The following is a 26,528-nucleotide window of genomic DNA, read 5'->3' as shown; positions in this document are numbered from 1 at the left end:
ACCATGACCAGATCGCGCCTGCTTCTTTTGCTGCCGCTTGGGTACACGCACCGGCCCTTGCGGGCCGCCGGGATACGCGAATGAAGCCGCCGCTGCCCCCGTTCACGCTGGAGTCCGCGGCGCAGAAAGTCCGCCTCGCGGAAGACGCATGGAACAGCCGCGACCCCGACCGCGTGGTCGGGGTCTATACCGACGACACCGTCTGGCGCAACCGGGCGGAGTTCCCGGTGGGCCGCGAGCAGGTGCACGCCTTTCTGACGCGCAAATGGGCGCGCGAACTGGACTACCGGCTCATCAAGGAGCTCTGGGCGCACGACGGTCACCGCATTGCGGTGCGCTTTGCCTATGAGTGGCACGACGACTCCGGCCACTGGTTCCGCAGCTATGGCAACGAGAACTGGGAGTTCACGCCCGAAGGCCTGATGCGCCGGCGCTTCGCCAGCATCAATGACCTGCCGATTGCCGCAAGCGCCCGCCTGTTCTTCTGGCCGCTGGGTGCGCGCCCGGCGGATCATCCGGGATTGAGCGAGCTGGGGCTGTAGCGCGCTGCTCAATTAAAGCGCAGCACGCCGCCGCGGACCAGCAGCGCGTGTGCGATCTGGTGCGATGCAATCCGCTCGCCATTGAAGCTTGCGTTTCGGCCCTGCCCCGCAATCTGCAGCACGCGCCCGCCTGGCAGCTGGATCCTGGCGCTCTCGAGCATCGGCTGGCCGAGTGTGTATTGGCCGCTGAATGGCTCTGCCGGGTAGAAGCCGAGCATGGCGAAGACGAGCCATGCGCTCATCTGCCCCACGTCGTCATTGCCCACCAGGCCTGCGGGGCCGGTGCCGTAGAAGCGCCGGACAATGCGCCTGCGCAGCGCCTGCCCCTTGTGCGGAGCGCCAGTCAGCGCGTAGAGCCAGGTGATGTGGTGGCTGGGTTCGTTGCCGTGGGCGTATTGGCCGATCAAGGCCTCCTGACCGAGATGCTTGTCCGGGTTGGGTACGGGCAGGCTGAAGAAGCGGTCCAGCCAGCGCTCCAGGGCCTGGGGTCCGCCAAGCCGATCACGAAACCCGAGGGCGTCGTGCAGGGCGGGGGTGCCGGTGTACTGCCAGGCATTGGCCTCGGTGTAGTCACCCGGGTTCTTCAGCGGCGACGTCGCCATGACGGGATCGAAGGGTGTGCGCCACTGGCCCTGGCTGTCCTTGCCACGCAACGTACGTGTCTGGTCATCGAACAGACGCAGCCAGCTGCGTGAGCGCGTGCTGAAACGCTGCGCGATCTCCGGCTGATCCAGTAGCCGGGCGACCTGTGCCACCGCCGCGTCACCGTAGCCCAGCTCAGCTGTCTTGCTGACAGACTCGCCCTTCTGGACATCGAAGGGCAGATAGCCATAGCGGTCCAGCACGCGCCAGCCCTGCTGCGCCCATTCGGGGGCATCGTGCCGATCGCGCGTGCTGGTCTCGATCATGGCTGTGAGCGCGGCGCGGGCATCGATGGCACCGTCGGCGGCAAAGCCCTTCACCAGCGCATCCGCGATCACGGGCAGCGCCGGGTTGCCGATCATGCAGTAGGTTTCGCGCCCCCAGGCCGTCCACAGCGGCAGCCAGCCCATCTGACGGTGATGCGCGAGCATGGTGTTGACGAAGCCCGGAACGCGCTCGGGCACGATCAGGGTGAAGAGCGGATGTGAAGCCCGGAAGGTGTCCCACAGGCTCAGCGTGGAGTAGTACTGGCCGTTGGGTGCCTGCAGGATCTCGCCGCGCGGGCCTCGTACCCGCCCGTCTGCGTCGGCAATCTCGCTCGGGTGCTGCAGTGTGCGGTACAGAGCAGAGTAGAACAGGCGCTTGGTGCGCGTATCGGCGTTGATCCGGATTCTTCCCAGCAGGGCGTTCCAGGCTTCATCTGCCGCAACGCGCGCGGACTCAAAGTGCAGGCCAGCGGCGGTCTGCAGGTTGGCAAGGGCACCGGCTTCGTCGACGGTGGACAGCGCAACGCGGGCATCCAGGATGCGGTCTCGGCCCAGGTCAAACGTCAGCAGCATGCGCGGGCCCTTCTCGCCCGGTTTGGCAGGCAGCACCTCGCGCGCAAGCACCGGATGGCTGAACTGCACGATGAAGGACACCTGACGCTCGACCCAGTTCTTGCGGTGCAGGGTGCCCTGCAGGCCGTCGGGCCGATCGGTGACCTGGGCCGCGGTGACAGCGGGCTGCTCTGCGAAGTTCAGACCATGCTGGAGGTCGATCAGGACCTGGACGCGACCCGGGCGATCCAGGTGGTAGCGCTGCAGCGCCACCTTGGGTGTGGCGGTCAGCTCAACGCGAACGCCCAGTTCGTTCAGGCGGACGCTGTACCAGCCGGGTCGGGCGTGTTCATCGGACTTGCGCGCACTGAAGTCCTGCGTGCGTGCGGTCCAGCCGGTTCCTGAACGCGGCTGCAGCAGCACATCGCCCAGCTCGGGAATCCCGGCACCGCTCTGCCGAGTATTGGAGAAGCCCAGGATGCGCGGGTTGCCGTGCTGATAGCCGGCGCTGTAGCTCCAGCCGCGGTCGGCATTGTCGGGGCCGGGGAACACCATTCCGAACGGGACCGTGGCACCCGGCGCGACGTGACCGGTACCGCTGGTGCCGATGAAGGGGTCGACATACTGCGTGACTGATGACTCAGCGTCCTGCCGGGCCCTGGCTGGCTGCGCGTGGGCACTGACAGCAACGAGTGGGACCGCTGCGGTGGTCTTCAGAAAGCGGCGGCGTGAAGATTCATGCATGGCACGGCTCCTGACGTGAACGGGCGGCGGCAAAGCAGGCCTGAGCGATGGACCACAACGCTTGTGCGTCGGCAAAGCGATCCGACGGCTCGCGCGTCCAGTCGTCTGCATCGACAACGCGCTGGTTCTGCTGATAGTGGAGCCAGAAGGGCGGATCGCCGACGGCCATGGGTAGCAGCTCGGGTGCAAAGCTCAGGACATCTCCGGGCTGCGCCTGGTCAAGGAATCCGGCGCAGGCCTCGGTCCAAAGCGCTTGGAAGTGCGACAGCTGATCGCCCGGGGCATCGAGCGGACACTGGATGCAGCCGCTGTTGCCGATGCGGCCCTGGATGGCGGTGGTCCGCTGAAGTACGGGCGCCAGCATGCGCCGACGCGCCTCGAACTCTCCGCCGTAGATCATCTCGTGTCCGGTGTACCAGTGGCTCAGATCGGCCGTGAAGCGCAACGCCGGAAAGCGCTCGATCCAGCGGCAGGTGCGCCAGATGTCCTGCGTGACGGTGGCGCGGTGGGTCTCCACCAGCAGAACATGGCCGTGGCGCGCCTGCGCATTGAGCAAGGCGTCTGCGAGCGTGTCCATCGCGTCGTCGGATTCGAAGCCGGTTCCGAGGTGCAGATTGGTGAATGCGACACCGAGGTCACGGTGGCGGCGAGCAATCTCATCCAGCTCGGCGGGCACCGTGGCGCGCGCCATGCCCAGGGGCAAGAGGCCCGCACGATGGATACGGTCAAAGTCGCTCCAGGACTGGGCTCCTTCGTAGCCCTGCTCGCGAAGCATGTGCAGCTGTTCATCGAGCGTGCTGCGCCATGCGCTTGATGTTGGCGGCAGCGCAAGCAGCGTGCCCAGATTCATGTCCTTGCGCAGCCTCACCGGGAACCTTTGCTGAACCCAATGATGCGCACGCCTCTGGCCGGCAACGGCAACTCGCTTCGCAAATCCAGCGCTTCGCCGGTCGTGATGTCGATGGCCTGATTGGGCAGGGGCAGCGCACTGCGGAACCGGCCCATGTTCAGCCTACGGGGCTGGTCGGCCTTGTTGAAGGCGACCATGACCGACGACGCCCCCGGGAGATGGCGGACAAAGACGTAGGTGCCGTCCTCGGGCAGAAAGTGCGTGAGCTGGCCACGGTGGAGGGAGGGTTGAGACTTTCTCCAGACCATGACACGCCTGAGCCATTGCTGGAGATCAGCTTGCGCGGCATTCAGTCCTTTGCCTGTGACTGCGTCCACCGGATCGTCCGGCCAGCCCCCTGGGAAGTCGGCGCGGAACAGATCAAAGGCGTCATGCGTCCTGGGGCTGTCGAGCATCACTTCAACACCGTAGTAGAGCTGGGGAATGCGTCGTGTGGTGAGCACGAATGCCAGCGCCATCTTCTGCAGCGCGGGGTCGTGGTTCAAGGCAGGCGCTAACCGCGGAACATCATGATTGCCGTCAAAGAGCACGAGCTTGCCAGCATCGGCATAGAGGCGATCATTCACCATGAACTCGTAGAGTCGAACCCAGCCTGTGCCCCAACTTTCCGGCTCCACGAGGGCGCGCCGCAAGGTGTCGTGCAAGGGAAAGTCCATCAGGCTGGGCACGGTCGGCCGCGTGGTGTCTGCGGGCACCTGGGACGCCAGCCCGCGTGGCTTACCGAATAGAGGATTGCCACCTTGCCAGGCCGCGACAACCACCGGGTTCAGGCTCCACTCCTCGCCGACGATGCCCAGATGGGGATACTCGCGGCGCAGTCGCGCTGCCCAGCGTGAAAGGAAGGCCGCATCCGAGTAGCTCCACGTGTCAACGCGCAGGCCCATCAGACCGACTTCTTCGATCCACCAGAGCGTGGCCTGTTCGAGGTACTGCGCGACCAGAGGTTGGGAGGCATTGAGATCCGGCATGCTCGGTGCAAACCAGCCTTGCGTGAAGCGATCCCGGTCGCTGCGGACCGCGTAGGGGTCCCGGATGCTCGTGCGGCCATGATTGGTCAGCGGTGCCCGCGGCGGGGCGGGGTGGAGCCAGTCGCGCGTGGGCGGATCACGCAGCCAGCGATGGCCATCGCCGATGTGGTTGGGCACGGCGTCCTGGATCAGCCCCATGCCGCGTCGGCGTGCTTCTGCGCCGAGGCGCCTGTAGTCGTCGAGTGTCCCTAGGCGGGGATCAACCCGGTAGAGGTCGGTCGCGGCATAGCCGTGATAGGAATAGGCGGCCTGTCTGTTCTCCAGGATGGGCGTCATCCAGAGCGCGGTGAAGCCCATGCCGCTGAGGTAGTCCAGGCGATCCATCACGCCTTGCAAGTCACCACCGTGCCGTCCGCCGGGTGCAGACCGGTTCACGGGGTCGCCCATGCCCGGCACCGTGTCATTGGCCGGGTTGCCGTTGGCGAAGCGATCGGGCATCAGGTTGAGAATGACGTCGCTGCCGTCAAAGCCACGGCGCTGCGCCGAGCCAGGTTCGCGTGCCTTGAGGAGAAAGGGGTGGCGGTGCAGAACGCCGTCATGCGAGATGATCAGTTCGCGCGGGCCTGGCGTGGCCGAGCGTGCGATCACAAGGTGCAGGAACAGGTGGTTGGCGCTGTCACTACGTTCAACGCGCTCAAGCCTCCAGCCGGCCCCTGCAACCGATACCTTGGCTTTGGCAATATCCGGCCCGTAAACCAGCAGCTGCAGCCGGGATTCGGCGAACCCGACCCACCAGTGCGGTGGCTCGACCGCTTCGATCTGCGGCGCCGCGGCGTGTACCGTGGCCTGAAGTGAGAGGGCGGCAAGCCACACCAAGCAGAGTCGCGCCAGCCGCTTCATGCGCGACTCCAGACGACCGGGTTCTTGCGGGTGTTGATCACGTCTCCTTCGCGTGCGCCTGGGCACCACTGGTCGCGGTCATTGACCTGAACCGGATTGAGTGCGGGAACCAGGCGCATATCGGCGTCCATGTAGATGATGGTCATGACCGACCGGGCCTGCGTGCTGACATTCGCACCGGCCTTGTGGAAGGTCCAGCCAAGATGAAAGCTGACCTCGCCGAGCTCGAATGACCCGGACACGAACTCGAAGCCGTGGCGCTGCATGTTCTCGGTGATCTTCTCCTCGCTTTCGTCCGAAATGCCGAGGTCTCGACCGAAGGACACAGACTGGCTGCGTGCATAGAAGCCGAGTGGTCCCATGTTGATAGGCACAGGCTGTAAGGGGATCCATGCCGTGACGGTGCGATCACTGGCCAGCGGCCAGTAGTACTGGTCGGCGTGCGCAGGGGTGATGCCCCCACCCGGCTCCTTGTAGAGAGACTGGTCGTGATAGAGCCGTACTCCAGAGACTTCAAGCAGCTCGGCTGCAATGCGCGCCAGCCGCTGCCCCATGACAAAGCGGCCCACCAGCGGGCTCTGTTCCCAGAGATTCATGACCTGCAGAAAGGCCTTGTCATAGGTGCTGCGCTCCTCGATCGGCCGCTGCTCGGTATTCAAGTCGATGGTCAGCCGGGTGATTTCGCTCCCGAAGGTATCCAGCACCTCGTCACTTAGCACGTCTTTGAGTTTGATGAAGCCATCACGGCGGAACTTGGCCACCTGCTCAGCAGTCAGCGGGTAGGGGCTATCGATATCCAGCGGTGTCATGGGTTTGAGTCCAATGGGTAAACATTGAGAAAGAGTGCGCAACCGGCAGGCAGAACCTGCCGGGACTCGAGGTGACGGGGCGTCGACCAGAGCAGTTCATGGGTACCAACCTGCATCTCCGGCGGCCACGCCTGGGGGGTGTGCCCCAGATTGAATGCAGCAAGCACCGTGTGCCTGCCGAGCGCCCGCTTGATGAAGAGCACATCGCCCTCAGCGACGAGCACCTCGCATGTGCCCACGCGCAGTGCTGGGTGTTCATTTCGCAGCGTGATCAGCGCGCGCGTTTGATTGAGCATGGAGTCCGGGTCCGCATCCTGCTGCTCGACAGCGAGCGCTGCGTGAGCAGGGTCCGCCGGCAGCCACGGTGCGTGCTCACTGAAGCCGGCGTACGGCGCGCCGCACACCCAGGGCATGGGGGTTCTGCATCCGTCGCGTCCGGGAATCAGTGGCCAGTTGGCCAGGCCGTAGGGGTCACGCATGGCTTCGAACGGCACCTCGCTCTGGGGCAGACCGAGCTCCTCGCCCTGGTAAATGAACACCGTGCCACGCAATGCCAGCAACAAAGCCATCCAGGTCAGTGGATTAGCGCCGGGTGTGGACCCTGCAAGGGTCTGCCCGCCGAAGGAGAAGGCCTGCTGCGTCTGTCCGGACCAGCGTGTTGCAACACGCGGGGCATCGTGATTCGAGAACGCCCAGGAGGGCCATCCGGCGTCTTCGGACCAGGGTCGGAGCTGCTCAGCGACGGCCGCAGCGTCCGGACGCCCGCCCAGGAATGCAAATGAGTACGCCGTGTGTAGTGCATCCACGCCCCGGGTATAGGTCTGCATGGTGCTCAGCGCTTGACTGCCACCGATTTCGCCCACAGTCATTCGATCCGTATAGGTGTCCATGAGCGCGCGAAGGCGCTGCAGAAACGCCAGCGATTCCGGCTGGTTCATGGTGTAGGCGTGGTCCTGCATCAGCACCGGGCTATCGCCCCGCGACTCAGGCGGCAGCGCCCCGTTGTCGCGCAGCTGCGGGTCATGTGCGTAGAGGTTTGCGGTGTCGAGGCGGAAGCCATCGACGCCGCGGTCCAGCCAGAACCGGGCGACTTGCAGGATCGCATCCTGGACGTCCGGATTGTGGAAGTTCAGGTCGGGCATGGCTGGCAGAAAGTTGTGCAGGTAGTACTGCCTCCGTCGAGGTTCCCACTGCCAGGCCGGGCCGCCCATCCAGCTCAGCCAGTTGTTGGGCGGGCTGCCGTCGGGCTTCGGCTGCGCCCAGACGTACCAGTCCGCCTTGGGGTTGGTGCGATCGCTTCGGCTCTGCGCAAACCAGGGGTGCTCTGCGGCGGTATGGCTCCAGACCTGGTCGATGATCACACGCAGGCCGAGTGCGTGCGCTCGATGCACGACGCGGTCGAAGTCGTCCAGACTGCCGAATTGCGGGTCCACGCCGCAGAAGTCGGATACGTCGTAGCCAAAGTCGCGCATCGGACTCGGGAAGAACGGACAGATCCAGAGGCCATCGACGCCAAGCGATGCGATGTAGGGCAGGCGGGACAGCAGCCCGCGAAGGTCTCCAATGCCATCGCCATTGCTGTCCTGAAACGAGCGCAGGTACACCTGATAGATGACCCCGCCTTGCCACCAGCTCGGTAGCCGGCCTGAATCCGGGCCGGGCTGAGCCGGGGTGACTCGTGAACGTTGCATGGCGCAGATCATGGCCCGACAGTGTGTCCCCACAGCCCGCATTAGCTGTGTGAGAATCAACCTGAAGCGACTGTTTTCTTACCTCTCTGAGAAACCGAGTGCAAATTGAAGGCTGTTTGGGAGTCAGTCCCGCCCCCGACGACAGGAGCTGTGCGCGTACTTGACTTGCAGCTCGCCGCATTTGCCGGCCCCCTGCATGCTCACGATCACATCGAGTTCACATGGATCACGCGGGGCAATGGCGTCCGCGTCGTGGGCGAGACAGTCGAACCCTTTGAGGCTGGCGATCTGGTCATGGTTACGCCGAGGGTGCCGCACGTGTGGAGCAGTACAGGGTTCGCCGATCACCCCGTGAGAGCTCGGGTTGTGCAGTTGCAGATTGCGCCTGAACTCAGGCGGCTTGCGGAATGGCACCATGACATAGACGGCGTGCTTTCATCAGCGAGCGGCTGGCAACTGATCGGTTCTGCCACGCGCGAGGTTCAAGCGCTCTTCGATCAGGTTTTTGCGGCAAAGGGCCTGTCTCAGCTGGCTGCGGCCCTGCAGTTGCTTGAGTATTGGGTGGCACGAAGCCGTGATCTCGGCACCTGCCAAGCGCTGGGTTCTCGTGCAGTCCTGCACTCGCCTGACGCGGCCCAGCAGCGGCGTATCGATACCCTGCTGCGTTGGATCCGAGACCGGCTCGCCACCGAGATCACTGTGCATGAAGCTGCCGCGGTGCTACACGTCAGCCCAGCTTCTTTCCCGCGCGCGTTCAAGCGCCTGGTCGGTAAGCCATTCACGGTGTATCTGAACGATTTGCGGGTTGCGCAGGCCTGCGTGCTGCTGAGACAGTCTGACCAACCTGTTGCGCGGATTGCCGCGGTGTGCGGCTTTTCCACGTTGTCTCACTTCAATACGCAGTTCAAGCTCCGCGTTCGTCAAACGCCGCGTGGTTACCGGCTCGCGGGTTCCCGAGCTACGTGAGTTCAGTTTCACTCGAGCCGGCACTGCAGACTTCAAAGCACAAACAAAGCGGCCCACCGAAGTGGGCCAAAGTTGCTTCTGAGGAGATGACTAGCGGAGTTCTTTTGGGGAGGAGAGTGCTTCTGCTTGTTGTCTGGATCTGACGCGGTGAATCCTTGTCGTGCTGTGCGCCAGCCGCTGCCGGAGCCGGAGGCCTCGGCTGGCAGCTGGAATCAGAGCTTGACCGGTGCGGCGACGTTCTTGGCCGCCAGCATCGAGCCACCGGCCACGGTGGTCTCGGGAGCGATGCGCTTGGCGGTGATGGTCACCGTGTCCAGGCGGGCCACTTGCGGCGCAGCGGTCTCGCGCTTGGCCACCACGGTCACGGTGTCCAGACGCACAACCGGCTCGTCCTTGGTGATGGTCATCACGCCGCCGACGGCTGCGGTGATCGTTGCGGCGAGCATCAGGGCGCCGATGGTGGTGTAGCTCAGGGTGTCGATCTTGGTGGTCATGTTGGGCTCCTAGCGGTGGTGTTTCGGTACTTGCGTCGACGTGTTGTGTGTGTCGATGGATGGCATTGTGGGCAAGGGGCGCCTTGCATGCAGCCCGATTGCGACGAACTGCACCTGCGGGCGCGTGAACTGCAGGATTTCGGCGAGATCGGCACGGCCGGCAACGCCTTCCCGCAGGTATCGAAAGGGGGCGCTGGCTCGACCGGGAGCTCAAGATCAGCATTCGTGTCTGGCGCGGCGCAGGGCGGGCGCTTGCGCCTCAGTCCGGGCGCCGGTGCTTTTGGGGGCGGTGAACTTGCGCTGGAGGGCATCCTCAGCGGCAGCGGGCGCCCATGACCGGTGCAAAGGCGAAAACGTCCCCGCGATGCGAAGCGGTTTGTGTCTGCTGGCGCTTCCGGGGCTCGTACCCTGCTGATGACTGGCGCAATTTGCTCCTCGACCCCGGACAGGCCTGAGAGCCGGCTCTTTCAAGCTCTAGATCGTCCAGCGCGCAGGCGCTGCCCGGTGCGGCAAAAGAAAACGGCCCAGCAGTGCTGGGCCGTTGGATCTGGTGGCGCTTCAGGGACTCGAACCCCGGACCTGCGGATTATGATTCCGTCGCTTTCGGCGAGAAAGTTCATATAAATCATGGTGTTAGCGAGTTTTGGCGCTCCGCAATCCGGCGTTTTCATGTGATTTGTTCCCCTAGCTAGGAAGAAAATTGCGGAGCAACGTGAGACAAAGTTTGGACTCGTTCGGCTGTGCTGTTGGCGGGGTAAGCCGTTCTCAACCTGCATTGAGACTTGCCCTAGCGCCGTCCGTTTGGATCTTGGCTGAAGGTGTAAGTCCGATCGAATGCCTGGCCATTGTTCGTGCCTCGGATGCGCACCACATACGTGGCGCCACGCACCATAGGTTGGTCAGGGATTAGCACTGCTTGATGGGGCCTGAGCAGGCGATTCGGGTCGTTCGCAGCGGTAAGGATGCGCCAGTTCGCCAGCGGCGTGCTGTCGCCCTGACGAGTCAGGGTCCAGCTATCGACAACCAGCGTTTGGCCCATGCGCACCATTGCTATGAGCGGGTGACCAAAGCTGAAGTCCTGGCGCCCTGTACCGGCGAAGGGCGAGGGGGTTTCGACGCTGTGGTTAGGCCGCTCAAGAACAGTGCCTTCGCAAGGGAACGTTGCAAGCGCATCGCCCGCGAGTAGCTGTGAAGTGCTGGATCGACTACCAAACATCTGGACACCCCAACGAGAGTTTTGGGAGACACCAGAGACGGCGATGCCTACGTCTAGCCATGGTCCAAAGGTGGAAAGCGCATGGTAGGACGCGGCGCCGAGGCCCTGTGAATATCCCTCAGTGTTTGGGCTTAGGTTTACGGAGCCATCACCCACCACGTTTTCAGTGACGTACGTACTGCCATAGCTACGGAACTGCGCACGATCCCAGGGCCATACCCCTGTGAACCCTTGCCTAGTAGGGTCTTGCTGGTGCGTCGTGACGAAGTTCGTGAGCAGGTAGTTTGCGTGGTCCTGAGAGGCCTGATCCAGCGCTGGGTTCTGTGCCAGCTGGCCGAAGCCACAGCGCTGCCGGTTGTCGTTGATCCAGAGCAACTGCGCCTCGAGGCCAGCCGACAATGCTGGGTCTCGGCCGCTGACTGAGTAGTTGGGCGCCGGTACGCTCGTCACCAAAGTGCCTAAGGGCACGGTGGGCGGCGGGGGCGGGCTGACCGGCGGGGGAGATGAGGGCGGGCTGGCCGGTGGGCTGCTTGAGCTACCGCCGCCGCAACCTGTCAGCAGAAGCGCAACGCCGAGTACCGCGGTTCGAGTGGCCGCTGTGTTCTTGCGCAAGCTCAGGGGCATCATTTGTCGTTTCCTTTCCTTGGGGGCTCTCAATCTGCCGCTGCGCTCACAACTTGGTCGGAACGTGTCAGATTGCAGATAAGTTGCCACGAGTTCTCGAGCGCACAAGCCCCCGAACTTCACAGGAGCGCTCGCTTGCGCCACCGGTCTCTGTAGCCAATTCGATCTAGAGAGTTACCCGCCATAGCAAGACATGCCGAACTGTGTGAAGACCCAGAGGGCGGCAACTTCGTCTGCGCAAGGTTCAACAAGAAGCAACCAATGCCAGGACGAATCCGGGTCAGCTGGTTATGTCTTCACTTGGTATAGAACCGAATCAACGAGTTGCTCTTGGGGGTCTTCCAACGCACTGCTCCCCGTATGGCCCAAGCGTTCCAGCCGGAACGCTGCAGGTGCTCTAGTGGCAAACGGGGTTGGTACGAACGATGAACAAGAAATAAGCCATCAGGCATCGCACAGCCGAACGCGACACGACCAACTGTTGCTGGCCCCTCAATTGCAGACCTGAAGCTTCGCGCTGCGCTAACCCGGTTTGCCTGATGCAGTCAGCGCCTTACAGTCAGCTGATAGAAGTGCTCGAATACCCAGAATGGCCACCGCGACGCCCGCTTACAGTCCCTCTGCGCTTATCGACGCACAAACCAGCGCCTCCGCCCGCAAAGCATGCGCTCTGCCGCGCCCGATCCTTCGACGCTCCTTCACACGCCTGTAGCCGCCTGTCGGTCGGGCTTATGCGCCTGCAGCGTCGGCAGCAGATCCTCGTGTGTGAGGATCTTCACGCACAGCCATGCAATCGACCAGAAGCCGGGTCGGCTCGCCGGCATTGCCCAGCCTTCGTTGCGCGCCAGCGCATTGAGGATCACCGTGCGGCGCTCGACCGTGAGCGGCTCCGTCTCGCCCATCTGCTTGCGGATCGCCTTGCAGCGATCGTCCATCGTGCTTTCCATCAGATCACAGTGGTGCCACCAACGCATGTCGAGGTCCGACTGCGTGGCCGCATAGCTACCGACGGGGCGCAGCGCCGGGTCCACGTCGGCGCGCGCCACCGGCCAGTCACGTGCGGACAGTTCGTTGCCAGCAACGATCGGCTCTATCGGTCCGGGTTGTTTGAACATTTGCAATTCCTTTATCTGCTTAGATCGGTGTCCGTTCGGTTCAGATCGGCTCGATTGCCGGTCTTGTGGAAACCATCTCACAGAACGGCACGCCGTCAAGACCCGCTGTGCTGCGGCCTGGTCATCGCTCAATGCGCCGCATCGGCCGCGAACTGGATCTGCACGTTGTCCAGCAGCTCGTCGCTGCGCGGCAAGTCCTACGATCGGCAGAGGTGCTGCTCGACCATCTCTAGCAGCCTTGCGAAGCACGCTGAGGGATCGGGGGGATTGTCTGCAGTGAGGAACGCCGCGATGGCCGGGTGGGTTTCGACGCTCAGTTCGCCGGGGAAGATGCCGCCTTGGCGGGCAGGGTGGGTCATGGTCGATCCTCGCTTGATCATCTGCTGCGTGGGTTCAAGAGTCCGGCCTTACGCCTGGCTCGCCCAGGCCTTGCGGATGTCGTCCGGCCTGATTTTGGCCAGCGCGGCCGTGTGACGTGATTTCGTCGGCAGGGCTGTGGTCGCCTCCTCGGCGAGGGGTGCCCGTGGTGTTGGCCCTTCTGGTCCGTTAGCCGCCTCACCCATCGCCGCCACCGGTCCGGCTACGAGCGGTATGGCGGCCAAGGCCACAGGCGAGCCGCCGAGCCGTTCGCTCATATCAACCAGCAGCCGGCGCAAGACATAGGCTTTGTCTTCGATGGGGTGTTGCTCCAGGTATCTGCACAGGCCCGGATGCTTGGCGTGTTCCACCCGGCAGTCCAGGTCGAAGCGGCGGCTGCCGATCTCAATGTCACGACCTAACGCGGGAAGTGCGCGAAGATCGCCAAAGCTGCTCAGGCTCAATGACACCTTGTGCATCAGTTGCTTGAAGGCTTCAGGCCCATCCACCGTCTTGCTGGCCAGGATGAAGGTCGCGATTCCGCTGAGGCGATTGCGATCAACAGTCAGGCGGATGCGCACGTAGGGTTTGGCAGCGCGGCTCATTGTTGTCTCCTTCACGCAGCTTCTTGATTCAAGCCCTGCGCGTCCACTGCTGCCATGTAGAAGCCGGTGACCGCGTCATACACGCTGTCCTTGCCCTTCATCACAATGGCGCTGCAGTCCGGGTAGCGCTGGACCAGCACGCGCTGGAACAGCTCGGCACCACCCCCGGCCAACACCACCCGGTCAAGGTCCACCAGCGAGCCAGCAATCTGCACCATCTTGTCCACGCAGCGATCCAAAGCGGTCTTGGCAGACAGGTACAGGTCTGCCACCTCGATCTGCTTGCCGCCAAGCTCCACGGTCTTCGCGCCGGATCGCAGCGCCTCATCGACCTTGCTCATCACGTGCGCCGAGTCCACCCAGCGGCGCTCGATCGGCTCCACCGCCGCGCGCAGGAAGTTGTTCAAGCCGATTTCGTACGAGCTGCTGCGGTTGAAGTTCGGCACCCCTTCCGCCGAGGTCAGTACGTCTGTGGTGCCAGTGCCTACATCGATGATCAGCACCTGGCGAGTGTCCATGTCCCCGGCGGCGAGCATCACTCCCACCGGTTGCAACATGGCCGTCGCCGACTCGATGCGCACTGCCACCTCGCCCTCACCCTTCGGGTTGGGGATGCGATGGGTGCCGGCCGTGAATGCCTCCAGCTCGTCGCAGTGGTCCACGAAGGTCGTCAGCGGCAGCCCGACGTTCAGCTGCTTGATCACTGCGTCGCGCCCGAGTTGCTTGCGCGTGGCCAGCATCTGATAGAGCGCCCCCAAGAACAATGCCCGATAGGCCTCGCTGAGCACGAAGCCGCTGCCGCTGTTGCGCACGGCCATCGCATCGGCCTGCTTCACCACGTCCGGGCCGACGTAGAAGCGGGACGTGTTCACCTGAACCGTTGTTCCTTCGCCCTTGTCAGCGGTGTCGCCGCCTTGGCTACCCGCCACGGGGATAGCCATCGAGCGGAAGATCCCCCTTTGAATCGTCTTTCCATCAGCCGCGGGCAGCATCCATTTCGTGCATCCATACCCCACGTCCACGGCCGCCGCCTGGATCACCACTGCGTTCTGCATTTCGTGCTCCTTATCAATCGCTCAGACGATTATTGGAGCGATCGGCTGCCCGGGCGGTGAGGGTTTGAGTGCGTTTTGGCGGTGAACCTGCACCTTTGAAAGCATTCGCCCAGAAATTCCCGGTTTCACCGCGTTGTGCCGCGTTTGCACGCATGGTGACGCATCTCACCGCACGGCTCGCCCGGCAGACGCGGTGAAACGCGTGCAAACGCGGCGAGGTGCGGTGAGACGCGGAGACTTCGCTGCGGCTCGCTCTATGCGCGCCTCACACATGGCCGGCTGGGCGCGCTTGTGTCCGCCACCGAAGAAGTCTGGCCTGACCGGCCCGCGTGTTCCCCGACGTTTGACGCGCTGTGACGCTGGATTGGGCGCGCTGGGCAACATCACTTAGCGCTGCTCATGAACAGCAAACGGAACGTGAGTGTTTTGAAAGTCCTTGATTCGATTGCCAAAAGCGGGAGTTCCTAGACAAAAACCCATAGATGAACGCCAGTTCAAAGTCGAAACTCCTAAAGCGCCCACTTGCACGGGACGATTTCTTCGCCCATCATTCCACCCACTGGCACCAGCCACCGGGCTCGCACCGTCCCGGCCTCCCCGAGGAGGAAAGGTGCGACAGGCCTCGCGCCATACCTTCGGCACGCAACGCGCGCCACAGAACGACCGGCCCACAGCGGCCACCCCAGGGCACCAGCCCAAAAAATCGTGCGTCGGCGGTCATACCGGCGCGAATCCCACCCTTCCACGCGCAGTCGCAGTGCGTGCAACGTCGTTCTCGTCCCTAAAGGACGCGACCGTTGCTACCCGTGCGTCGTGGTCAGAGCAACTGCCTACCGATACCCTCCGTTAGACGGAGCGGATAGGGCGTCAAACCGCCCAACAGAGAATCTGAAACAGCCTTCTCCGCGCAAAGAGCCTGACCGACCCGTTTGAGGGTGGTCCGCTCAATGCCGCACCCCTGCCCACCGCCTTGAGCGACTGGCCAGCGGGTGGAAGGAAGCTCCACGGCGCATACCCGTCCTGTTTCACACCCTGCCGGCTGACAAAGCCGTGTCCGCCCGCCCTGCGCAAGGGTCTCCTTCTACCGGCCCGCCCGGTAGCGCCCGATAGCTAATCGCGATTCGGGGTCCTCTTTGTGGTCGCACAAAGAAGGTCGGAAGGCTTCGCTCACGTCCCCACGATTTCGGCCGTATGCCCGCGCCCCGGCCAAGCGCACAACTTGTCTTCGGTGCCCTGTCACCTGCGTTCCATCTTTGGATCTCAGCCGAGAGGGCACCCCTCATCCACGCGTCTATTGAAAGGAGACACAAGTGGAAGCTTCTGCCTTGCGTTCCCCGCGCTCTGCCGCGGTCTTTTCGATCAACCCCATCCGCCGCCCGCTGGACTTCGATCTATCGATCCAGCCGCAGCCGGCCAACGACGCGCTTCCGCCCCCGACGATGCGAGGCGCGACCGCGACCCACCGCGTCGCGGCGCTGGTCATCCTCGCGCCTGAGTTGGGTTCCTCCGCTGGAAGTTGGGCGGCGCTCTTCGGCCTCAATGCGAACGTCCACGAGCACGGCGACCGCACAGCGATCTGGCTCACGGGGCCTTGGACGGTCGGCGCCCGAGAGTTCATCCATGCGGCACGCAGCCAGGCCTTCGACCATTTCATGGAAGTGGTTCCGCGCGCAACGCTCGATCAAGGAGCACCTGCATGAGCCGCCCACCGAAAGCCAAGAAGGCATCCCCCCGCCACAAATCCTCCACCGGCAAGCGCGCCAGTAAGTCGCCCGGGATCGACCCCCGTCAGGTGGATTGGGTGTCGGACGTCGCGTCTATGCCAGCGCAGAAGCCGCCACGGCAGGCCCGAGGTAAGCGCAAGGTCGTCGATGGCGAAGACGGCAAGTTGCGCCTGGTCCTGCTGACTGCGGAACAAGCCCAACTTGACCGGGAGGAGATGAACCATTCCCGATCCAAGCGGGCTGCCCACCGTCAAGGCGGCGGCCCGCGCAAGGGTGTTGCCGCCAAGGTCAAGGGTGAACTGGCCGAGACCCAGCTCCAGCGCCTGCGCAAGGTACAGACGATGTACCCGGGCAACTTCAAGCGCCAGCTGCTGGGCGTGTGCGACGATCCCATCCCTGCGCAGTGCGGTCGTCCGAGGTTCGCGGGCGACGACACCACGCGCACGCGGCGGGCGATGCTCTCGACCTTTGCCGATGACCTGCGGAAAGAGGGCATTCGCCTGACAGACCTCGATCAGCTCAGCGCCAAGCATGTGCATCGCGTGGTTCAGGCGTGGCGGGCTCGAGGCGTTTCAGCTTCAACGATGTCGACCTGGCTATCCCATCTGCGCGTCGTGATGCGAGTGGTGGGCCGCTCACAGGTGGTCCCCGCCACAGACCAATTCGCAGGCTACCCCGGCGAGTTGCGCCGCCGGACGTCTGCCCTTGTGCCCAAAGGTTGGCGACCCAAAGGCGTGGATCCGGCAGAGGTGTTTGCGCGGGTGAAGAAGAAGTGTCTCCACGCCTGGCACATCCTGCGCATGTGTGCTGCGTTCGGGCTGCGCGCGAAGGAGGGTGTACGGGCTCGCCCTGCGCAAATGGTTCAGGACGGGTTGCTGTCGGTTGAAGATGGAACCAAGGGCAGGCGGCCACGGACCGTGCCGATCCTCACCGAGGATCAGCGCGAGGTGCTGCGTGCGGCCGCTGACTTCTCGCTGTCCCCGGCCTGCCGCAAAGGCACCTTGATCCGGCAGGGGTACACGGTCAAGCAGGACCAACGCCGCCTCTATTACGTGCTCTCTGCGTGCGGCATCACGGCCGACGAGTTGGGTGTGACTGTCCACGGCCTGCGCCACGATTACCTGAACACCCGGTTTGAGCAAATCGCCGGCGTCCCCTCGCCGGTGGTGGGCGGCGTGATCCCCGTCTCTTCGCTGCCAAAGGATGTGCTGCGGCACGCAGAGCAGACCGTCGCGCATGAAGCTGGGCACGCCCGCCGCTCGATCAGCCGGGCTTACCTAGGTTCGGTGCAGAACATCAAGCGCAACGAATCTCAGCGCATGCACGAGCGTCTACACCAGATCGAGTATCACGCGCCGACGGTGGCCTGGTTGCACTCAGTCGGCGCTGGCGAGTGGTTCATCGTGGGCGACCATGCCATGGGCCGGCTGCCGTTGGGCAAGCGGACGCAACTGACGTTGGCAGGAACGATCAAACGGCTGGATCTGGTGTTGGACGGCGCTCGCGCACTCAAGGAGCGCCTGGGGTTCCCCGTTCAGGTGGTCGACATCTCGACGGTGGATCCCGAAGCTCCCCGCTTGGAGTTGGTGTCGCTGTCGCTGATCAGCCCGGCCAATGAACCAGTCCTCGGCTCAGAGCCCAATGCATCTGCGCGAGGCGGTGAACGGACCTCTCAGGAAGACGAGAGCCGACCCCACGACGAAGATGACGGACTGAGTGGAGCAGGCGGTGCTTGAGCTTCAACAGGCACGAAGGCTATGAGGGGTGTCTGCTATTCACGGGGGCGCTGAGTTTGGTCATGGTTGTATAGACTGGGCTCAGTTTCCGGTTCGCTTGAACCTCGTGCAATGGCCCCCCAAAGCGCTTGCGCCTTTGAGCTAGCCTGCCTCTGCCTCGGGCCACAATCGTGGCAGCACGAAACGCAATGCGTGAAACGGTAACGAAAAGCTGACCGGTCCGCGTTCGCTGCTCGTTTGCAGGTAGCCCTGCTGTAGCAGCGCTGCCAACAGGCTCGTCTTGCTGCGATCGCTACCCGGCAACATCTGCTTGAACTCCCCACGTGCCAGTTCGCCGCCGCGCAGGTAGAGGTAATGAAGGCCGCGTAGCGCTTCTTGACGGATACCAGACTTTTGCTGGGCCTCGTACTGCAGCGCCAGCTGTAGCCCTTGTTCGATCTGCCGGCCGTCGATGCGATCTCGCATGAACGCGATCTGGTCCTCGCAGACCGAAAGTGAATACTCAATCCAGCTCACCAATCCGGACTCAGTGAGGGCGCCACGTCCGTCGAGGTCATTGCGCCGAGGCTCGTCGGCGGCAGCCAAGCGTTCCCGGTACTCCTGTTCGGTGCGAGCAAAGCCCCGGAGCGGAGACCAGAGCCCCCGTGTCAGACGTAGGGCGTGCAGGGTGAGAAGTGTATGGAGACGGCATGTACGGCCGGTCCCGTCTGGCCATGGATGAATCCACGCCAGTCGATGATGCGATGCAAGCGCACTGACGAGCGCAGGGCCGGTGTCCTTGGCATGTCCGTAAGCGATGCACCACGCGGAAATGAATGCATCGAGATGCTCATGGGCTGGCGCATGATGACGACCCACCATCACATCGCGGTCGCGGAACGCGCCAGGGACCAAAGACGAACCGTCATGCAGACGGATATTCTCAGGTGCTGCATGCCTGAACAAGGCATCGTGTATCTCGCTGAGCGCGCGCTTCGAGTACAGCCAATCCAGATTCTGGCCTTGATCGTTGCCTAGCCGCCGTTCCAGTGCAGCTTCGGCTTGCATATGCGCAACCGCCAGCCGTTGCTTGCGTGCGATGTCGGGCTGATCATCGAATTGCCTTTCCAGCGCTCGCTTGAGATCAGCAGGTCGAGTGTGCTCGCCTTCGATCTTGTTGCTGTAGAAGCTATTCATCACGCGCAGGAGATCCGCAAGTTGCGCGCGCAGGCCTTCTCCCACTTGCAGTGAGCGTGCGGCATCGACAACGCCGTGCGCACGCTCAATGAGCGGACTCAACTTGCGCTCGCCGGGGAGCAGAGGCTGGAACTGGGCCGGGTGCGTGTAGCGATCAACAATTTGCGGCAACATTTGCCACTAATGATGCCACTAGGTTTTCATAGCTGAATGACTGAATTCTGAGATCTGAATTTGCCACTAATTTTTCGGCTGTTCTTTGCTCTGGAGTTTCAAGGCGAGGCCTGCACCGCCAGCGCCTAACGGGATGTGCCCCTACGGTGGCCTGACGCCAATTTGGAGCTCGGCGTTTGCAGGAAAGGCACGCGCCGCTACGGTCGTCCAAGCGTCCTTGCGCCTTTGAAGGCACCGATCAAAAGCGCCTTCGAGATCCGTACGGGGTCTTTGAGACCTTCAATTGCACAGCGGAAGTTGCTGGGCTCCACCGGTGCGGGCAGCAGGAGGGTCAGCAGGCACAGCCCAGTCGCACAGAGCAAGACCAAGCCTTGAACAAAGCCGCCAAGTTCCACATCCGGGAGCAACCTGGCGGTGCCAATCAAGACGATCGCCACCAGTTGCACGGCCACGGTACGAACGACGATTCGGATGTAGGACTTTTCCATATACAACTCCGAGAAAAGTGTATCGACGAGTCGGTGGTGCGCAAGGTCCCAGCGTTGCCTCTTCGCGATCGAGATCGGTTGCGTTCTTGAGATCTCGTACCCGGGTATTGGGGCCCGACCGTGTGCTCCGGGGGCTTGCGCAAACAGAAATTCATGAGACCGTGGCGCATAGGAGGACTCTTTCCATGCGCCGAATTCGATCTACCCCTTCATCTGTTTGTGCAGTCCAAACCACGCCGTGCGAGAGTTGGCGGCAAGGGTGTCAGATGGGGGCTGCCCGATGCCCTGGCAGCCCCGCCCAAGGGGCTTGCACTAGACGCAACTCATTGCCGGAACTACGTCACCCACGTCGGGCGAGCGTGGTGGCCCACGCATGAGTGCATGCCGAGATCGACCTGCGCCGTGGCAACGATTTCTGTTCCGCGGTGTGCGGGCGCCTGTCTCCTGGGCATTCATGCTTGGGATGTACACACTGACGATGCTGGGTGTTCTGCTGAGCGTGATTCACGCGATCGCTGCACATCTGCAGGAACAGCCCGGAGCGCTTCAGCACATGCTGCTCAGCGTCCTTGTGCTGGGCTATGTCGTGACGCCCATCATTCTGCTCATCAATACGCTGCTGGAGCGGGTTCTGATCAAGGCGCCGGGTTCGTTCTGGCGCGATGCCTATCTCCTGTCGATCGCGCGAGATCTGCATCTCATTCGCAGTGCACGGGGTGTGCTCGCGTACATCCTCTGGTTCGCGGCGATCTGCGCCGCTGCGCTTCTTGCTCAGCGTTTGTCGGAATACGTCGCTCCATGGGTCGGGCACCTGGCGGTCGCCGTCACGCTGGGCGCTGGTGTTGCGCGTTGTGTCCCCTGTCCAGCCGACTTTGCAACGACTCTGGAGCACCTGGAGCGGCGGTGGGGGGACAGCCCTCGTGGTGCCCACAGCCGGTCGGATGCGCGTTCGCATGACAGCGAAGACGGACCGGACGCCATGCCTGCTCCGGTCTCGGCGCGACGTGCGGGGCTGACATTCGCCCAGATCGCCGGTATGGCTGAGACCAAGTCTCGGGTACGCGACGCGGTACAGCGCGTTCTCCAAGGTGCGCACCAGACCGGCACATCAGCCGTAGATGCCCCGCGCAATGGCATCTTGCTGCACGGCGAGCCTGGCAATGGCAAGACCATCTTTGCCGAGGCGGTGGCTGGAGAGTTCGGAATTCCGCTGATCTCAGTGACCTATGCCGATGTGAGTTCACGCTGGATTGGCGCTGAGGCTGAGGCATTGACCGCCTGCTTCAGGCAGGCGATGGACTCCGCCCCGTGCGTGCTCTTCATTGATGAGGTCGACTCGTTCCTGGTGGACCGTGCGAGCTTCTCAGGATCCAACACGGAATCCCTTCGGGTCACGAATCTGTTGCTGACGCAGTGTGTCGAGGTGCGCCGACACGGCGTCGTCCTGATGGCAGCAACCAACTTCCTAGATCGGCTGGACGCCGCTTCCATCCGTGAGGGGCGATTCGACTTCAAGATCGAGGTGCCGCCGCCAGATCTTGATGCCCGAATCGGACTGTTCACTCAGGCGCTGCATCAGGCTGCGCCACGGGTGCGTGTTGATCCAGACCTACTGGCTCGGTTATTGGCGCGCTGGGACGGATTCAGTGTCAAGCGGGTGCAGGCCGTCGCGGAGGAGCTGGGTGCAACTTGGGGCCCCCTTGGGGCGCATGAATTGGCGGTCTCCGATGTGCTCGCCGCGCTGCGAACCGTCCAGGGACAGGGGGCGCAGCCCAGTGCATCCGCAGCCTTCGAGTCCTTGGGTCTTGATACGGACAGCCGTACAGCGATTGAGGGACTGTGTCGAATCATGCGCGATCCGATGACCTATGAGGGGCTCGGTGCGGCGCTGCCTACGGGCCTGCTCCTGAGCAGTTCCAACGCAGCAAGCGCAAGCGCGATCGTTTCCCGCTTGGCGCCGACCTCGGGCTGGGTCGTCGAACGCGTGAACTCCGCTGAGCTGCTTGGCAGCGCGGAGCGCCTGACGAAAGCCTGGCGCCAGGCGCGCGACCGCCGTCCTGCGATGGTGTTCATCGACTCGGCCGATGTCCTGCTGGATCCCACGCCCATGGCGCAGGCGCCGCACTTCGTTCCGGCGCTGGTTGCGATCCTGGATGAGACCCGAGCGCGCTACAAGGATGTCATGGTCGTTCTGGGCGTCTCGCCGGGTCACGAACTGCCCGCGGAGCTGGTTGCTCCGGGTCGCATGACCGAGTTCATCCGTGTGCAGGCGCAGAGCCAGTGCCCATTCAATCACTTGGACCAGGTCCTGAGCGCATGGAGCATTCGCCTGGAGGGCTCACGTGACGACCTGCTGGCGCTGATTGGACGTGATGCGACACAAGCCGATCTGGAGCGGCTGGTGCAGGTTGCGGTCAATGCCCACGTGGCGCATGAAGGGCGACGGGTCGACGTGTTGACCGTCGACGATCTCAAGCGGGCCGCGCAACGCGTGGCGTGGTAGAGCAGGGGGTTATATGAAAGAACCGCTGTTTGACCTGGTGGCGCTGCACGAAGACCCGGTTGCCAGCCGACTCCTTCCGCCTGGTGTGAAAGCCTGGCGTTCTGCGCGCACGATGGCCGAGGACATCCATCGCGCCAAGACCCTTGGCCTGGGTCCGAAGAGCACCATGCCGGAGCCGATACTCACCGAGGAGCAGCGCAAGGATCCGATCCTTGTGGCGAAGGCGCGCGTTGCGCTCGCCAAGGCGCATGGGCTGATGTAGGTGGCCCCGGGACGCCGGGAGCGCGGTGACTGGAGAGCTGCTTTGGGCACCCGGAGGCGGGCACCCCCGAGTGCGCGCCATGGCTATGCGATCGGCACCACCCAGTGACGGGCGAGCACCTGCAGGGTGTCCTGCATGGGCACCAGAGCAGGCTTCGCGGTGCGCTCAGCGGGTGTCGAGGATGAGGCGGGCAAAGGCGCCCGCAGTCGCTGCGCCGACACTGGGCCCGCCCCGAGCGAAACCACGCGAAACCGGTCGATCTCGTCGTTGTGGGCAATCCATTGGTCTACCGCCGCCCAATCCAGACCCTGACGCCGCTGTTCACGCGCGTACGCCTTGGCATAGGCTCTGGCCTGCTCGAGGCGAATGCCGTCCAGGACGAGGTGAACGTAGTGGCTGCTAGCGTGTGTCAGGGAGTCCGTGGAGCGCTCCTGCACCTCGAGCCGCAGCGGCACCCCGCGCAAATGCCCGATCGCCGCATGCAATAGTCGCAGATCAGACATCAGGGTCAGACTGCTGGTGACGCTGCCGGTCCAGAACTCAAACACTGATAGCTCATCGCCTTGCCCAGGAATCTGCAGACGGAGCCGGCTCTGCAAGCGGCAGGGGTTCTCGGGGTCCTGCTGTGCAAGCTCGCACAGCGTCGGTCCGGCGCAATGCACGCTTGTCTGTGTACCGTCCTCGAGCATCCGGCGCGCCAGCTGGCCGTTGCCGCGGCATCGGATGTGTCCGTCGCAACGCCTGGTGAGCTGATACCGCGCGGTGAAGTTCGCGTCAGGCTGGTCAGCCATCAATCGAATCGGAATTGATCTGAACTTGTTCAGCGCCCTTGTCTGAGCGCTGTGTGTGGGCGCACCAGCCTGCGCCGAAAGCGTTTGGTGAATCGGATGCAGCTGCGGTTCGCCCGCAGCGCGACCGCCCCGCAGTATCACCTGCAAACCGCCATCAGTTCGATCATCACCCAGTGGGTCGGTCTCCATCGACATCTGCACGTACCCCAGTACATGGGGAGACAGCGCAGCACCGTGAATCGGAAACGGGCTGGGAGGGAAGTGTGCTTCGGGACTGCGCACGAGGCCGCGTCGGCGTTGATGCTCAGCGGGTGTTTGCCCACGTGAACGGCAGCGTGAGATCAATTCGGATAGCGGCTTGTAGGCAGATGGCTGGTCTTGCGACATGGCGAGGTCCTCGGTCAAGGGGGCAACCTCATGGAATCACAAATGAGGACTTGCGCAAGTCCGATCGATGGCGGCCTGTGCGCCGGCGCACTCAGCGGCACTAGCTGAGACGTTGTGTTTGTGCCTCTCGGTGTCGCCGGCCAAGACGGCAGGGCGTCTGAGGTGCGACTTCGTAAACAAGTGTCTCTGAGTACCCCGATCATGGGATTCGCCGTCGAGACAAACCCTCGACGCACTTCATAGACTTGCATCCATAGCAAGCCAGCCTGCGCCTCTCCTCCCCGATGTCGCAGCGCCGGCAGGGGATCAGTCCATGAGTAAGCCGTTCGCGCAGCTGCGCGCGCCTGCGGGCGTCGCCAAGTCGCCGCTGCTGTTTCATCGCCTCGAACACGCCGAGCGCCTGAACAGTACGCAGGCGAGCACCCTGCAATTCCTCAGCCTGGATGCAGCTGTCGATCTGCACGGGCTGCTCGGTCAGCACCTCACCAGTGAAGTACGACTGAACCTGGCCGACGAGTCTGTACGCCGGGTCGATGGCATAGTCGCCGCGGCCCGACAGCTCGACATGATCGGACGCTACGTCCGATACGAAGTCGAGCTGCGGCCCTGGCTGTGGTTCCTGAGCCTGACGACCGACTGCAAGATCTTCCAGGACCAGACGGTGCCTGAGATTCTGCAGGCAGTGTTCGCCGACCACCCGATTGCCAAGACCGAGTTCAAACTCACCCATCCCTACGCCAAGCGGCCCTACACCGTCCAGTACGCCCAGAGCGATCTGGACTTCGTGAACTGGCTTTGTGAACTGGAAGGCATCACCTATCACGTTGTGCATGATGCAGGCAGTCACACAGTCGTCTTTACCGACTCGATCGCCAAACACATCGACTGCCCCGGCTACGAAGCCATCCCCTTCAACACCCAGGTCGCCCGGCGCCGCGAGGATGAGCAGTCCATCACGGACTGGCGTGCGGCCCGCCAAGTGGCCAGCGCCAGGCTTGTGGTCAGTGACTACGCCTGGCTGACGCCTGGCCAAGCCCGCACCGACCAGCGCGTCGCCGAAGAACAGGCAGCAAGCCTGGGCGCGCCAAACACGGAGGTGTTTGCAGCACCCGGGCAATTCCACAAGGAGAGCCGCGAGGAAAGCGATGCGCAGCATCAGGCGCAAGTCGGACTCGAAGCGCTCGGTGCAGTGACACAGACCTTCCGGGGAACGACCAGCGCACGCGGCGTGTACGCCGGTGGGTGTTTCACCCTGCAAAAGCATGCGCAGGGCGCCATGAACGGTCGCTACCTCATCACTGAGCACCGCGTGACGGCCGTCTATGCCAACTACGAAGGCATCAGTGCCGAGCAGTTGGCGGCGCAGTGCCCCGAGCTCGTGAATGCAGCAGGCGGGGCGTACTTCGCGTGCGAGCTCCATGCGCAGCCCGAGAAGCTGCCGTTCCGTCCGGCCCGCATCACCAAGCGAGTGAAGATTGGCGGCATCCAGTCTGCGCGCGTGGTGGGCAATGGCCAAAGCGAAATCCACACCGACGCCTACGGTCGAGTAAAGGTGGCGTTTCACTGGGATCGATACGGCCAGCGCAATGGCAGCGATACCTGCTGGCTGCGTGTGAGCCTGCCCTGGGCGGGTGCAGGCTGGGGCGCGCAGTTCCTGCCGCGTGTCGGGCAAGAGGTCACGGTCAGCTTTGTGGATGGCGACCCGGATGCGCCGCTGGTCACAGGCCGTGTCTACAACGGAGAGAACCGTCCCGTCGCGTTCAGTGGTGCAGGCAATCTGCCGGGCAATCAGGCCCTGGCGGGCTTCAAGTCCAAGGAACTGGGCGGCGGGGGCTACAACCAGCTGCTGTTCGACGACAGTACGGGGCAGGTCCGTACCCAGCTGGCCAGTACTGAAGGGGCCACCCAGCTGAACCTGGGGTATCTGGTGCATCCGCGCGCGGATAGCGCAGAGGAGGCTGGCGGGGTCCAAAAGCCTGCTGCCGAGCCGCGTGGACAAGGCTTCGAGCTGCGTACGGACGAGTGGGGGGCACTGCGTGCTGCCAAAGGCTTGCTGATCACGACCGATGGACGGTCTGCCGCCATTGGTGGGGCACTAGATCGCCATGAGCTCATTCGCTGCATGGAAGAGGCGTTGGCCATCGTCAAACAGTTGGGTGACAACGCCAAGACGCATCTCGCATCGACCAACAAAGACGAGAAGGCCGAAGACGGCCATGACTACAAGCTCCAGGAAAAGCAGACCAAGGAGATCAAGGGCCTGGGCACGGGCGCGAACAATGAAAGGGATGCCTCTGATCCCAGCGCCAATCAGCTTGCACTGCACAGTCCCTCGGGTATCGCAGCGACAACCCCCAAGAGCCTGACCCTCATGGCTGGGGATCATGCGTCTGCGGTGGGCCTCAAGAACATCCAGCTCACCGCTGGGAAGCAGGCGCATATCCATGCAGGCACCGGAGCGCGGGTCTTTGCGCAGACTGGCGGCATCCACGCCATCGCCAATGAAGGCAAGGTGCTCGTACAGAGCCAACACAGCGACACCGTGGTGAATGCCGAGCAGTCCATCCACCTGACTGCATCCCAGAAGCATGTGCTGGTAGAGGCCAAGGACCACGTCACTCTGGTGGAGTCGGGTGGGGCCTATATCAAGATCCAGGGCGGCAACATCGAACTGGGCATGCCTGGCACCTTTACGGTGAAGGCCGCAAACTTCAAGTACGTGGGTGGGGCTAGCAAGACACCGAAGCTACCCACTTTCCCCGAGAGTGTCTGCGTTGAATGCATGCTGAAGGCGGCCAAGACCGGCTCACCGTTCGCTGCATTGGCTTGAT

General features: G+C 63.3%; 22 protein-coding genes. 8 read left to right on the top strand and 14 right to left on the bottom strand.

All coding sequences use genetic code 11. The features are described 5' to 3' along the window. Nucleotides 1–80 precede the first annotated feature (80 nt). Nucleotides 81–542 (top strand): DUF1348 family protein, encoded by a 462-nt coding sequence (locus ACMDW7_RS12645; RefSeq protein WP_377304121.1) that lies wholly within the window; start codon nt 81–83, stop codon nt 540–542. A gap of 8 nt (nt 543–550) precedes the next feature. Here ACMDW7_RS12645 and ACMDW7_RS12640 read toward each other — a convergent pair whose 3' ends face one another. From ACMDW7_RS12640 to ACMDW7_RS12620, 5 genes are read right to left on the bottom strand one after another with little or no spacing between them, the layout of a single operon-like run. Next, nucleotides 551–2,746 carry a GH92 family glycosyl hydrolase gene (locus ACMDW7_RS12640; RefSeq protein WP_377304122.1) on the bottom strand — a complete coding sequence of 732 codons (2,196 nt, stop codon included), beginning with the start codon at nt 2,744–2,746 and terminating at the stop codon, nt 551–553. Further along, nucleotides 2,739–3,614 carry a hypothetical protein gene (locus ACMDW7_RS12635; RefSeq protein WP_377304123.1) on the bottom strand — a complete coding sequence of 292 codons (876 nt, stop codon included), beginning with the start codon at nt 3,612–3,614 and terminating at the stop codon, nt 2,739–2,741. Before ACMDW7_RS12635 ends, ACMDW7_RS12640 begins: the two co-directional genes overlap by 8 nt. Then, complete coding sequence (locus ACMDW7_RS12630; RefSeq protein ID WP_377304125.1) at nt 3,611–5,524, bottom strand: alpha-amylase family glycosyl hydrolase; 1,914 nt, start codon at nt 5,522–5,524, stop codon at nt 3,611–3,613. Before ACMDW7_RS12630 ends, ACMDW7_RS12635 begins: the two co-directional genes overlap by 4 nt. After that, nucleotides 5,521–6,333 carry a phytanoyl-CoA dioxygenase family protein gene (locus tag ACMDW7_RS12625; protein WP_377304127.1) on the bottom strand — a complete coding sequence of 271 codons (813 nt, stop codon included), beginning with the start codon at nt 6,331–6,333 and terminating at the stop codon, nt 5,521–5,523. Before ACMDW7_RS12625 ends, ACMDW7_RS12630 begins: the two co-directional genes overlap by 4 nt. Continuing rightward, nucleotides 6,330–8,024: an alpha-amylase family glycosyl hydrolase gene (locus ACMDW7_RS12620; RefSeq protein ID WP_377304129.1), complete on the bottom strand. Its 1,695-nt coding sequence runs from the start codon at nt 8,022–8,024 to the stop codon at nt 6,330–6,332. Before ACMDW7_RS12620 ends, ACMDW7_RS12625 begins: the two co-directional genes overlap by 4 nt. Nucleotides 8,025–8,189: 165 nt before the next feature. Between ACMDW7_RS12620 and ACMDW7_RS12615 the strand changes: the two genes are divergently transcribed. Continuing rightward, nucleotides 8,190–8,990, top strand: a complete 801-nt coding sequence (locus ACMDW7_RS12615; protein WP_377304130.1) for a helix-turn-helix domain-containing protein — start codon at nt 8,190–8,192, stop codon at nt 8,988–8,990. A 212-nt stretch (nt 8,991–9,202) separates the two neighbouring features. Here the strand turns inward: ACMDW7_RS12615 and ACMDW7_RS12610 are convergent, their stop codons facing one another. Further along, entirely contained in the window at nt 9,203–9,484 is a 282-nt protein-coding gene (locus ACMDW7_RS12610; RefSeq protein ID WP_414859557.1) for a hypothetical protein, read from the bottom strand. 87 nt (nt 9,485–9,571) lie between these two features. Between ACMDW7_RS12610 and ACMDW7_RS12605 the strand changes: the two genes are divergently transcribed. Beyond that, a complete protein-coding gene (locus ACMDW7_RS12605) occupies nt 9,572–9,820 on the top strand; it encodes a hypothetical protein (protein ID WP_377304132.1) in 249 nt (82 codons plus the stop codon). 451 nt (nt 9,821–10,271) lie between these two features. On the opposite strand, the gene ACMDW7_RS12600 is transcribed toward ACMDW7_RS12605, so the two are convergent. The 5 genes from ACMDW7_RS12600 to ACMDW7_RS12580 form a co-directional block, all read right to left on the bottom strand. Then, entirely contained in the window at nt 10,272–11,075 is an 804-nt protein-coding gene (locus ACMDW7_RS12600) for a CAP domain-containing protein (RefSeq protein ID WP_377304134.1), read from the bottom strand. Between the two features lie 947 nt (nt 11,076–12,022). Beyond that, nucleotides 12,023–12,439, bottom strand: a complete 417-nt coding sequence (locus ACMDW7_RS12595) for a hypothetical protein (RefSeq protein ID WP_377304136.1) — start codon at nt 12,437–12,439, stop codon at nt 12,023–12,025. Between the two features lie 197 nt (nt 12,440–12,636). Next, nucleotides 12,637–12,798 (bottom strand): hypothetical protein, encoded by a 162-nt coding sequence (locus ACMDW7_RS12590; protein ID WP_377304138.1) that lies wholly within the window; start codon nt 12,796–12,798, stop codon nt 12,637–12,639. Between the two features lie 48 nt (nt 12,799–12,846). Beyond that, entirely contained in the window at nt 12,847–13,401 is a 555-nt protein-coding gene (locus ACMDW7_RS12585; RefSeq protein ID WP_377304140.1) for a hypothetical protein, read from the bottom strand. A gap of 11 nt (nt 13,402–13,412) precedes the next feature. Then, nucleotides 13,413–14,456, bottom strand: a complete 1,044-nt coding sequence (locus tag ACMDW7_RS12580; protein ID WP_377304141.1) for a hypothetical protein — start codon at nt 14,454–14,456, stop codon at nt 13,413–13,415. Nucleotides 14,457–15,766: 1,310 nt separating this feature from the next. On the opposite strand from ACMDW7_RS12580, the gene ACMDW7_RS12575 reads away from it, so the two are divergent. Beyond that, nucleotides 15,767–16,156: a hypothetical protein gene (locus ACMDW7_RS12575; protein WP_377304143.1), complete on the top strand. Its 390-nt coding sequence runs from the start codon at nt 15,767–15,769 to the stop codon at nt 16,154–16,156. Further along, nucleotides 16,153–17,916: a phage integrase N-terminal domain-containing protein gene (locus tag ACMDW7_RS12570; protein ID WP_377304145.1), complete on the top strand. Its 1,764-nt coding sequence runs from the start codon at nt 16,153–16,155 to the stop codon at nt 17,914–17,916. The genes ACMDW7_RS12575 and ACMDW7_RS12570 overlap by 4 nt, the downstream gene beginning before the upstream one ends. A gap of 141 nt (nt 17,917–18,057) precedes the next feature. On the opposite strand, the gene ACMDW7_RS12565 is transcribed toward ACMDW7_RS12570, so the two are convergent. Together ACMDW7_RS12565 and ACMDW7_RS12560 are read right to left on the bottom strand one after the other, a co-directional pair. Further along, nucleotides 18,058–19,266 (bottom strand): Fic family protein, encoded by a 1,209-nt coding sequence (locus tag ACMDW7_RS12565; RefSeq protein WP_377304147.1) that lies wholly within the window; start codon nt 19,264–19,266, stop codon nt 18,058–18,060. Nucleotides 19,267–19,463: 197 nt separating this feature from the next. Continuing rightward, nucleotides 19,464–19,754 (bottom strand): hypothetical protein, encoded by a 291-nt coding sequence (locus ACMDW7_RS12560; RefSeq protein WP_377304148.1) that lies wholly within the window; start codon nt 19,752–19,754, stop codon nt 19,464–19,466. A 478-nt stretch (nt 19,755–20,232) separates the two neighbouring features. On the opposite strand from ACMDW7_RS12560, the gene ACMDW7_RS12555 reads away from it, so the two are divergent. Then, nucleotides 20,233–22,257 (top strand): AAA family ATPase, encoded by a 2,025-nt coding sequence (locus tag ACMDW7_RS12555; protein ID WP_377304150.1) that lies wholly within the window; start codon nt 20,233–20,235, stop codon nt 22,255–22,257. A 13-nt stretch (nt 22,258–22,270) separates the two neighbouring features. Beyond that, nucleotides 22,271–22,519: a hypothetical protein gene (locus ACMDW7_RS12550; protein WP_377304152.1), complete on the top strand. Its 249-nt coding sequence runs from the start codon at nt 22,271–22,273 to the stop codon at nt 22,517–22,519. Nucleotides 22,520–22,602: 83 nt separating this feature from the next. Here the strand turns inward: ACMDW7_RS12550 and ACMDW7_RS12545 are convergent, their stop codons facing one another. Then, the gene (locus tag ACMDW7_RS12545) at nt 22,603–23,715 is read right to left on the bottom strand and encodes a hypothetical protein (protein ID WP_377304154.1); all 1,113 of its coding nucleotides are present in this window, start codon (nt 23,713–23,715) and stop codon (nt 22,603–22,605) included. Between the two features lie 295 nt (nt 23,716–24,010). Here ACMDW7_RS12545 and ACMDW7_RS12540 point away from each other — a divergent pair, with 295 nt between their 5' ends. Beyond that, nucleotides 24,011–26,527 carry a type VI secretion system Vgr family protein gene (locus tag ACMDW7_RS12540; RefSeq protein ID WP_377304156.1) on the top strand — a complete coding sequence of 839 codons (2,517 nt, stop codon included), beginning with the start codon at nt 24,011–24,013 and terminating at the stop codon, nt 26,525–26,527. Nucleotide 26,528: the final 1 nt, after the last annotated feature.

This window comes from Piscinibacterium candidicorallinum (genome assembly GCF_047549485.1).
Lineage (GTDB): Bacteria > Pseudomonadota > Gammaproteobacteria > Burkholderiales > Burkholderiaceae_C > Piscinibacterium > Piscinibacterium candidicorallinum.
This window is presented reverse-complemented; position numbering and strand designations above follow the sequence as displayed.

Bases quoted from the DNA above. Each gene is read 5' to 3' on its own strand.
- ACMDW7_RS12610 (WP_414859557.1), bottom strand. From the start codon at position 9,484: ATGACCACCAAGATCGACACCCTGAGCTACACCACCATCGGCGCCCTG.
- ACMDW7_RS12580 (WP_377304141.1), bottom strand. From the start codon at position 14,456: ATGCAGAACGCAGTGGTGATCCAGGCGGCGGCCGTGGACGTGGGGTAT.
- ACMDW7_RS12555 (WP_377304150.1), top strand. From the start codon at position 20,233: ATGCTGGGTGTTCTGCTGAGCGTGATTCACGCGATCGCTGCACATCTG.
- ACMDW7_RS12645 (WP_377304121.1), top strand. From the start codon at position 81: ATGAAGCCGCCGCTGCCCCCGTTCACGCTGGAGTCCGCGGCGCAGAAA.
- ACMDW7_RS12565 (WP_377304147.1), bottom strand. From the start codon at position 19,266: ATGTTGCCGCAAATTGTTGATCGCTACACGCACCCGGCCCAGTTCCAG.
- ACMDW7_RS12630 (WP_377304125.1), bottom strand. From the start codon at position 5,524: ATGAAGCGGCTGGCGCGACTCTGCTTGGTGTGGCTTGCCGCCCTCTCA.
- ACMDW7_RS12595 (WP_377304136.1), bottom strand. From the start codon at position 12,439: ATGTTCAAACAACCCGGACCGATAGAGCCGATCGTTGCTGGCAACGAA.
- ACMDW7_RS12590 (WP_377304138.1), bottom strand. From the start codon at position 12,798: ATGACCCACCCTGCCCGCCAAGGCGGCATCTTCCCCGGCGAACTGAGC.
- ACMDW7_RS12550 (WP_377304152.1), top strand. From the start codon at position 22,271: ATGAAAGAACCGCTGTTTGACCTGGTGGCGCTGCACGAAGACCCGGTT.
- ACMDW7_RS12560 (WP_377304148.1), bottom strand. From the start codon at position 19,754: ATGGAAAAGTCCTACATCCGAATCGTCGTTCGTACCGTGGCCGTGCAA.
- ACMDW7_RS12570 (WP_377304145.1), top strand. From the start codon at position 16,153: ATGAGCCGCCCACCGAAAGCCAAGAAGGCATCCCCCCGCCACAAATCC.
- ACMDW7_RS12605 (WP_377304132.1), top strand. From the start codon at position 9,572: ATGCAGCCCGATTGCGACGAACTGCACCTGCGGGCGCGTGAACTGCAG.
- ACMDW7_RS12625 (WP_377304127.1), bottom strand. From the start codon at position 6,333: ATGACACCGCTGGATATCGATAGCCCCTACCCGCTGACTGCTGAGCAG.
- ACMDW7_RS12540 (WP_377304156.1), top strand. From the start codon at position 24,011: ATGAGTAAGCCGTTCGCGCAGCTGCGCGCGCCTGCGGGCGTCGCCAAG.
- ACMDW7_RS12640 (WP_377304122.1), bottom strand. From the start codon at position 2,746: ATGCATGAATCTTCACGCCGCCGCTTTCTGAAGACCACCGCAGCGGTC.
- ACMDW7_RS12620 (WP_377304129.1), bottom strand. From the start codon at position 8,024: ATGCAACGTTCACGAGTCACCCCGGCTCAGCCCGGCCCGGATTCAGGC.
- ACMDW7_RS12585 (WP_377304140.1), bottom strand. From the start codon at position 13,401: ATGAGCCGCGCTGCCAAACCCTACGTGCGCATCCGCCTGACTGTTGAT.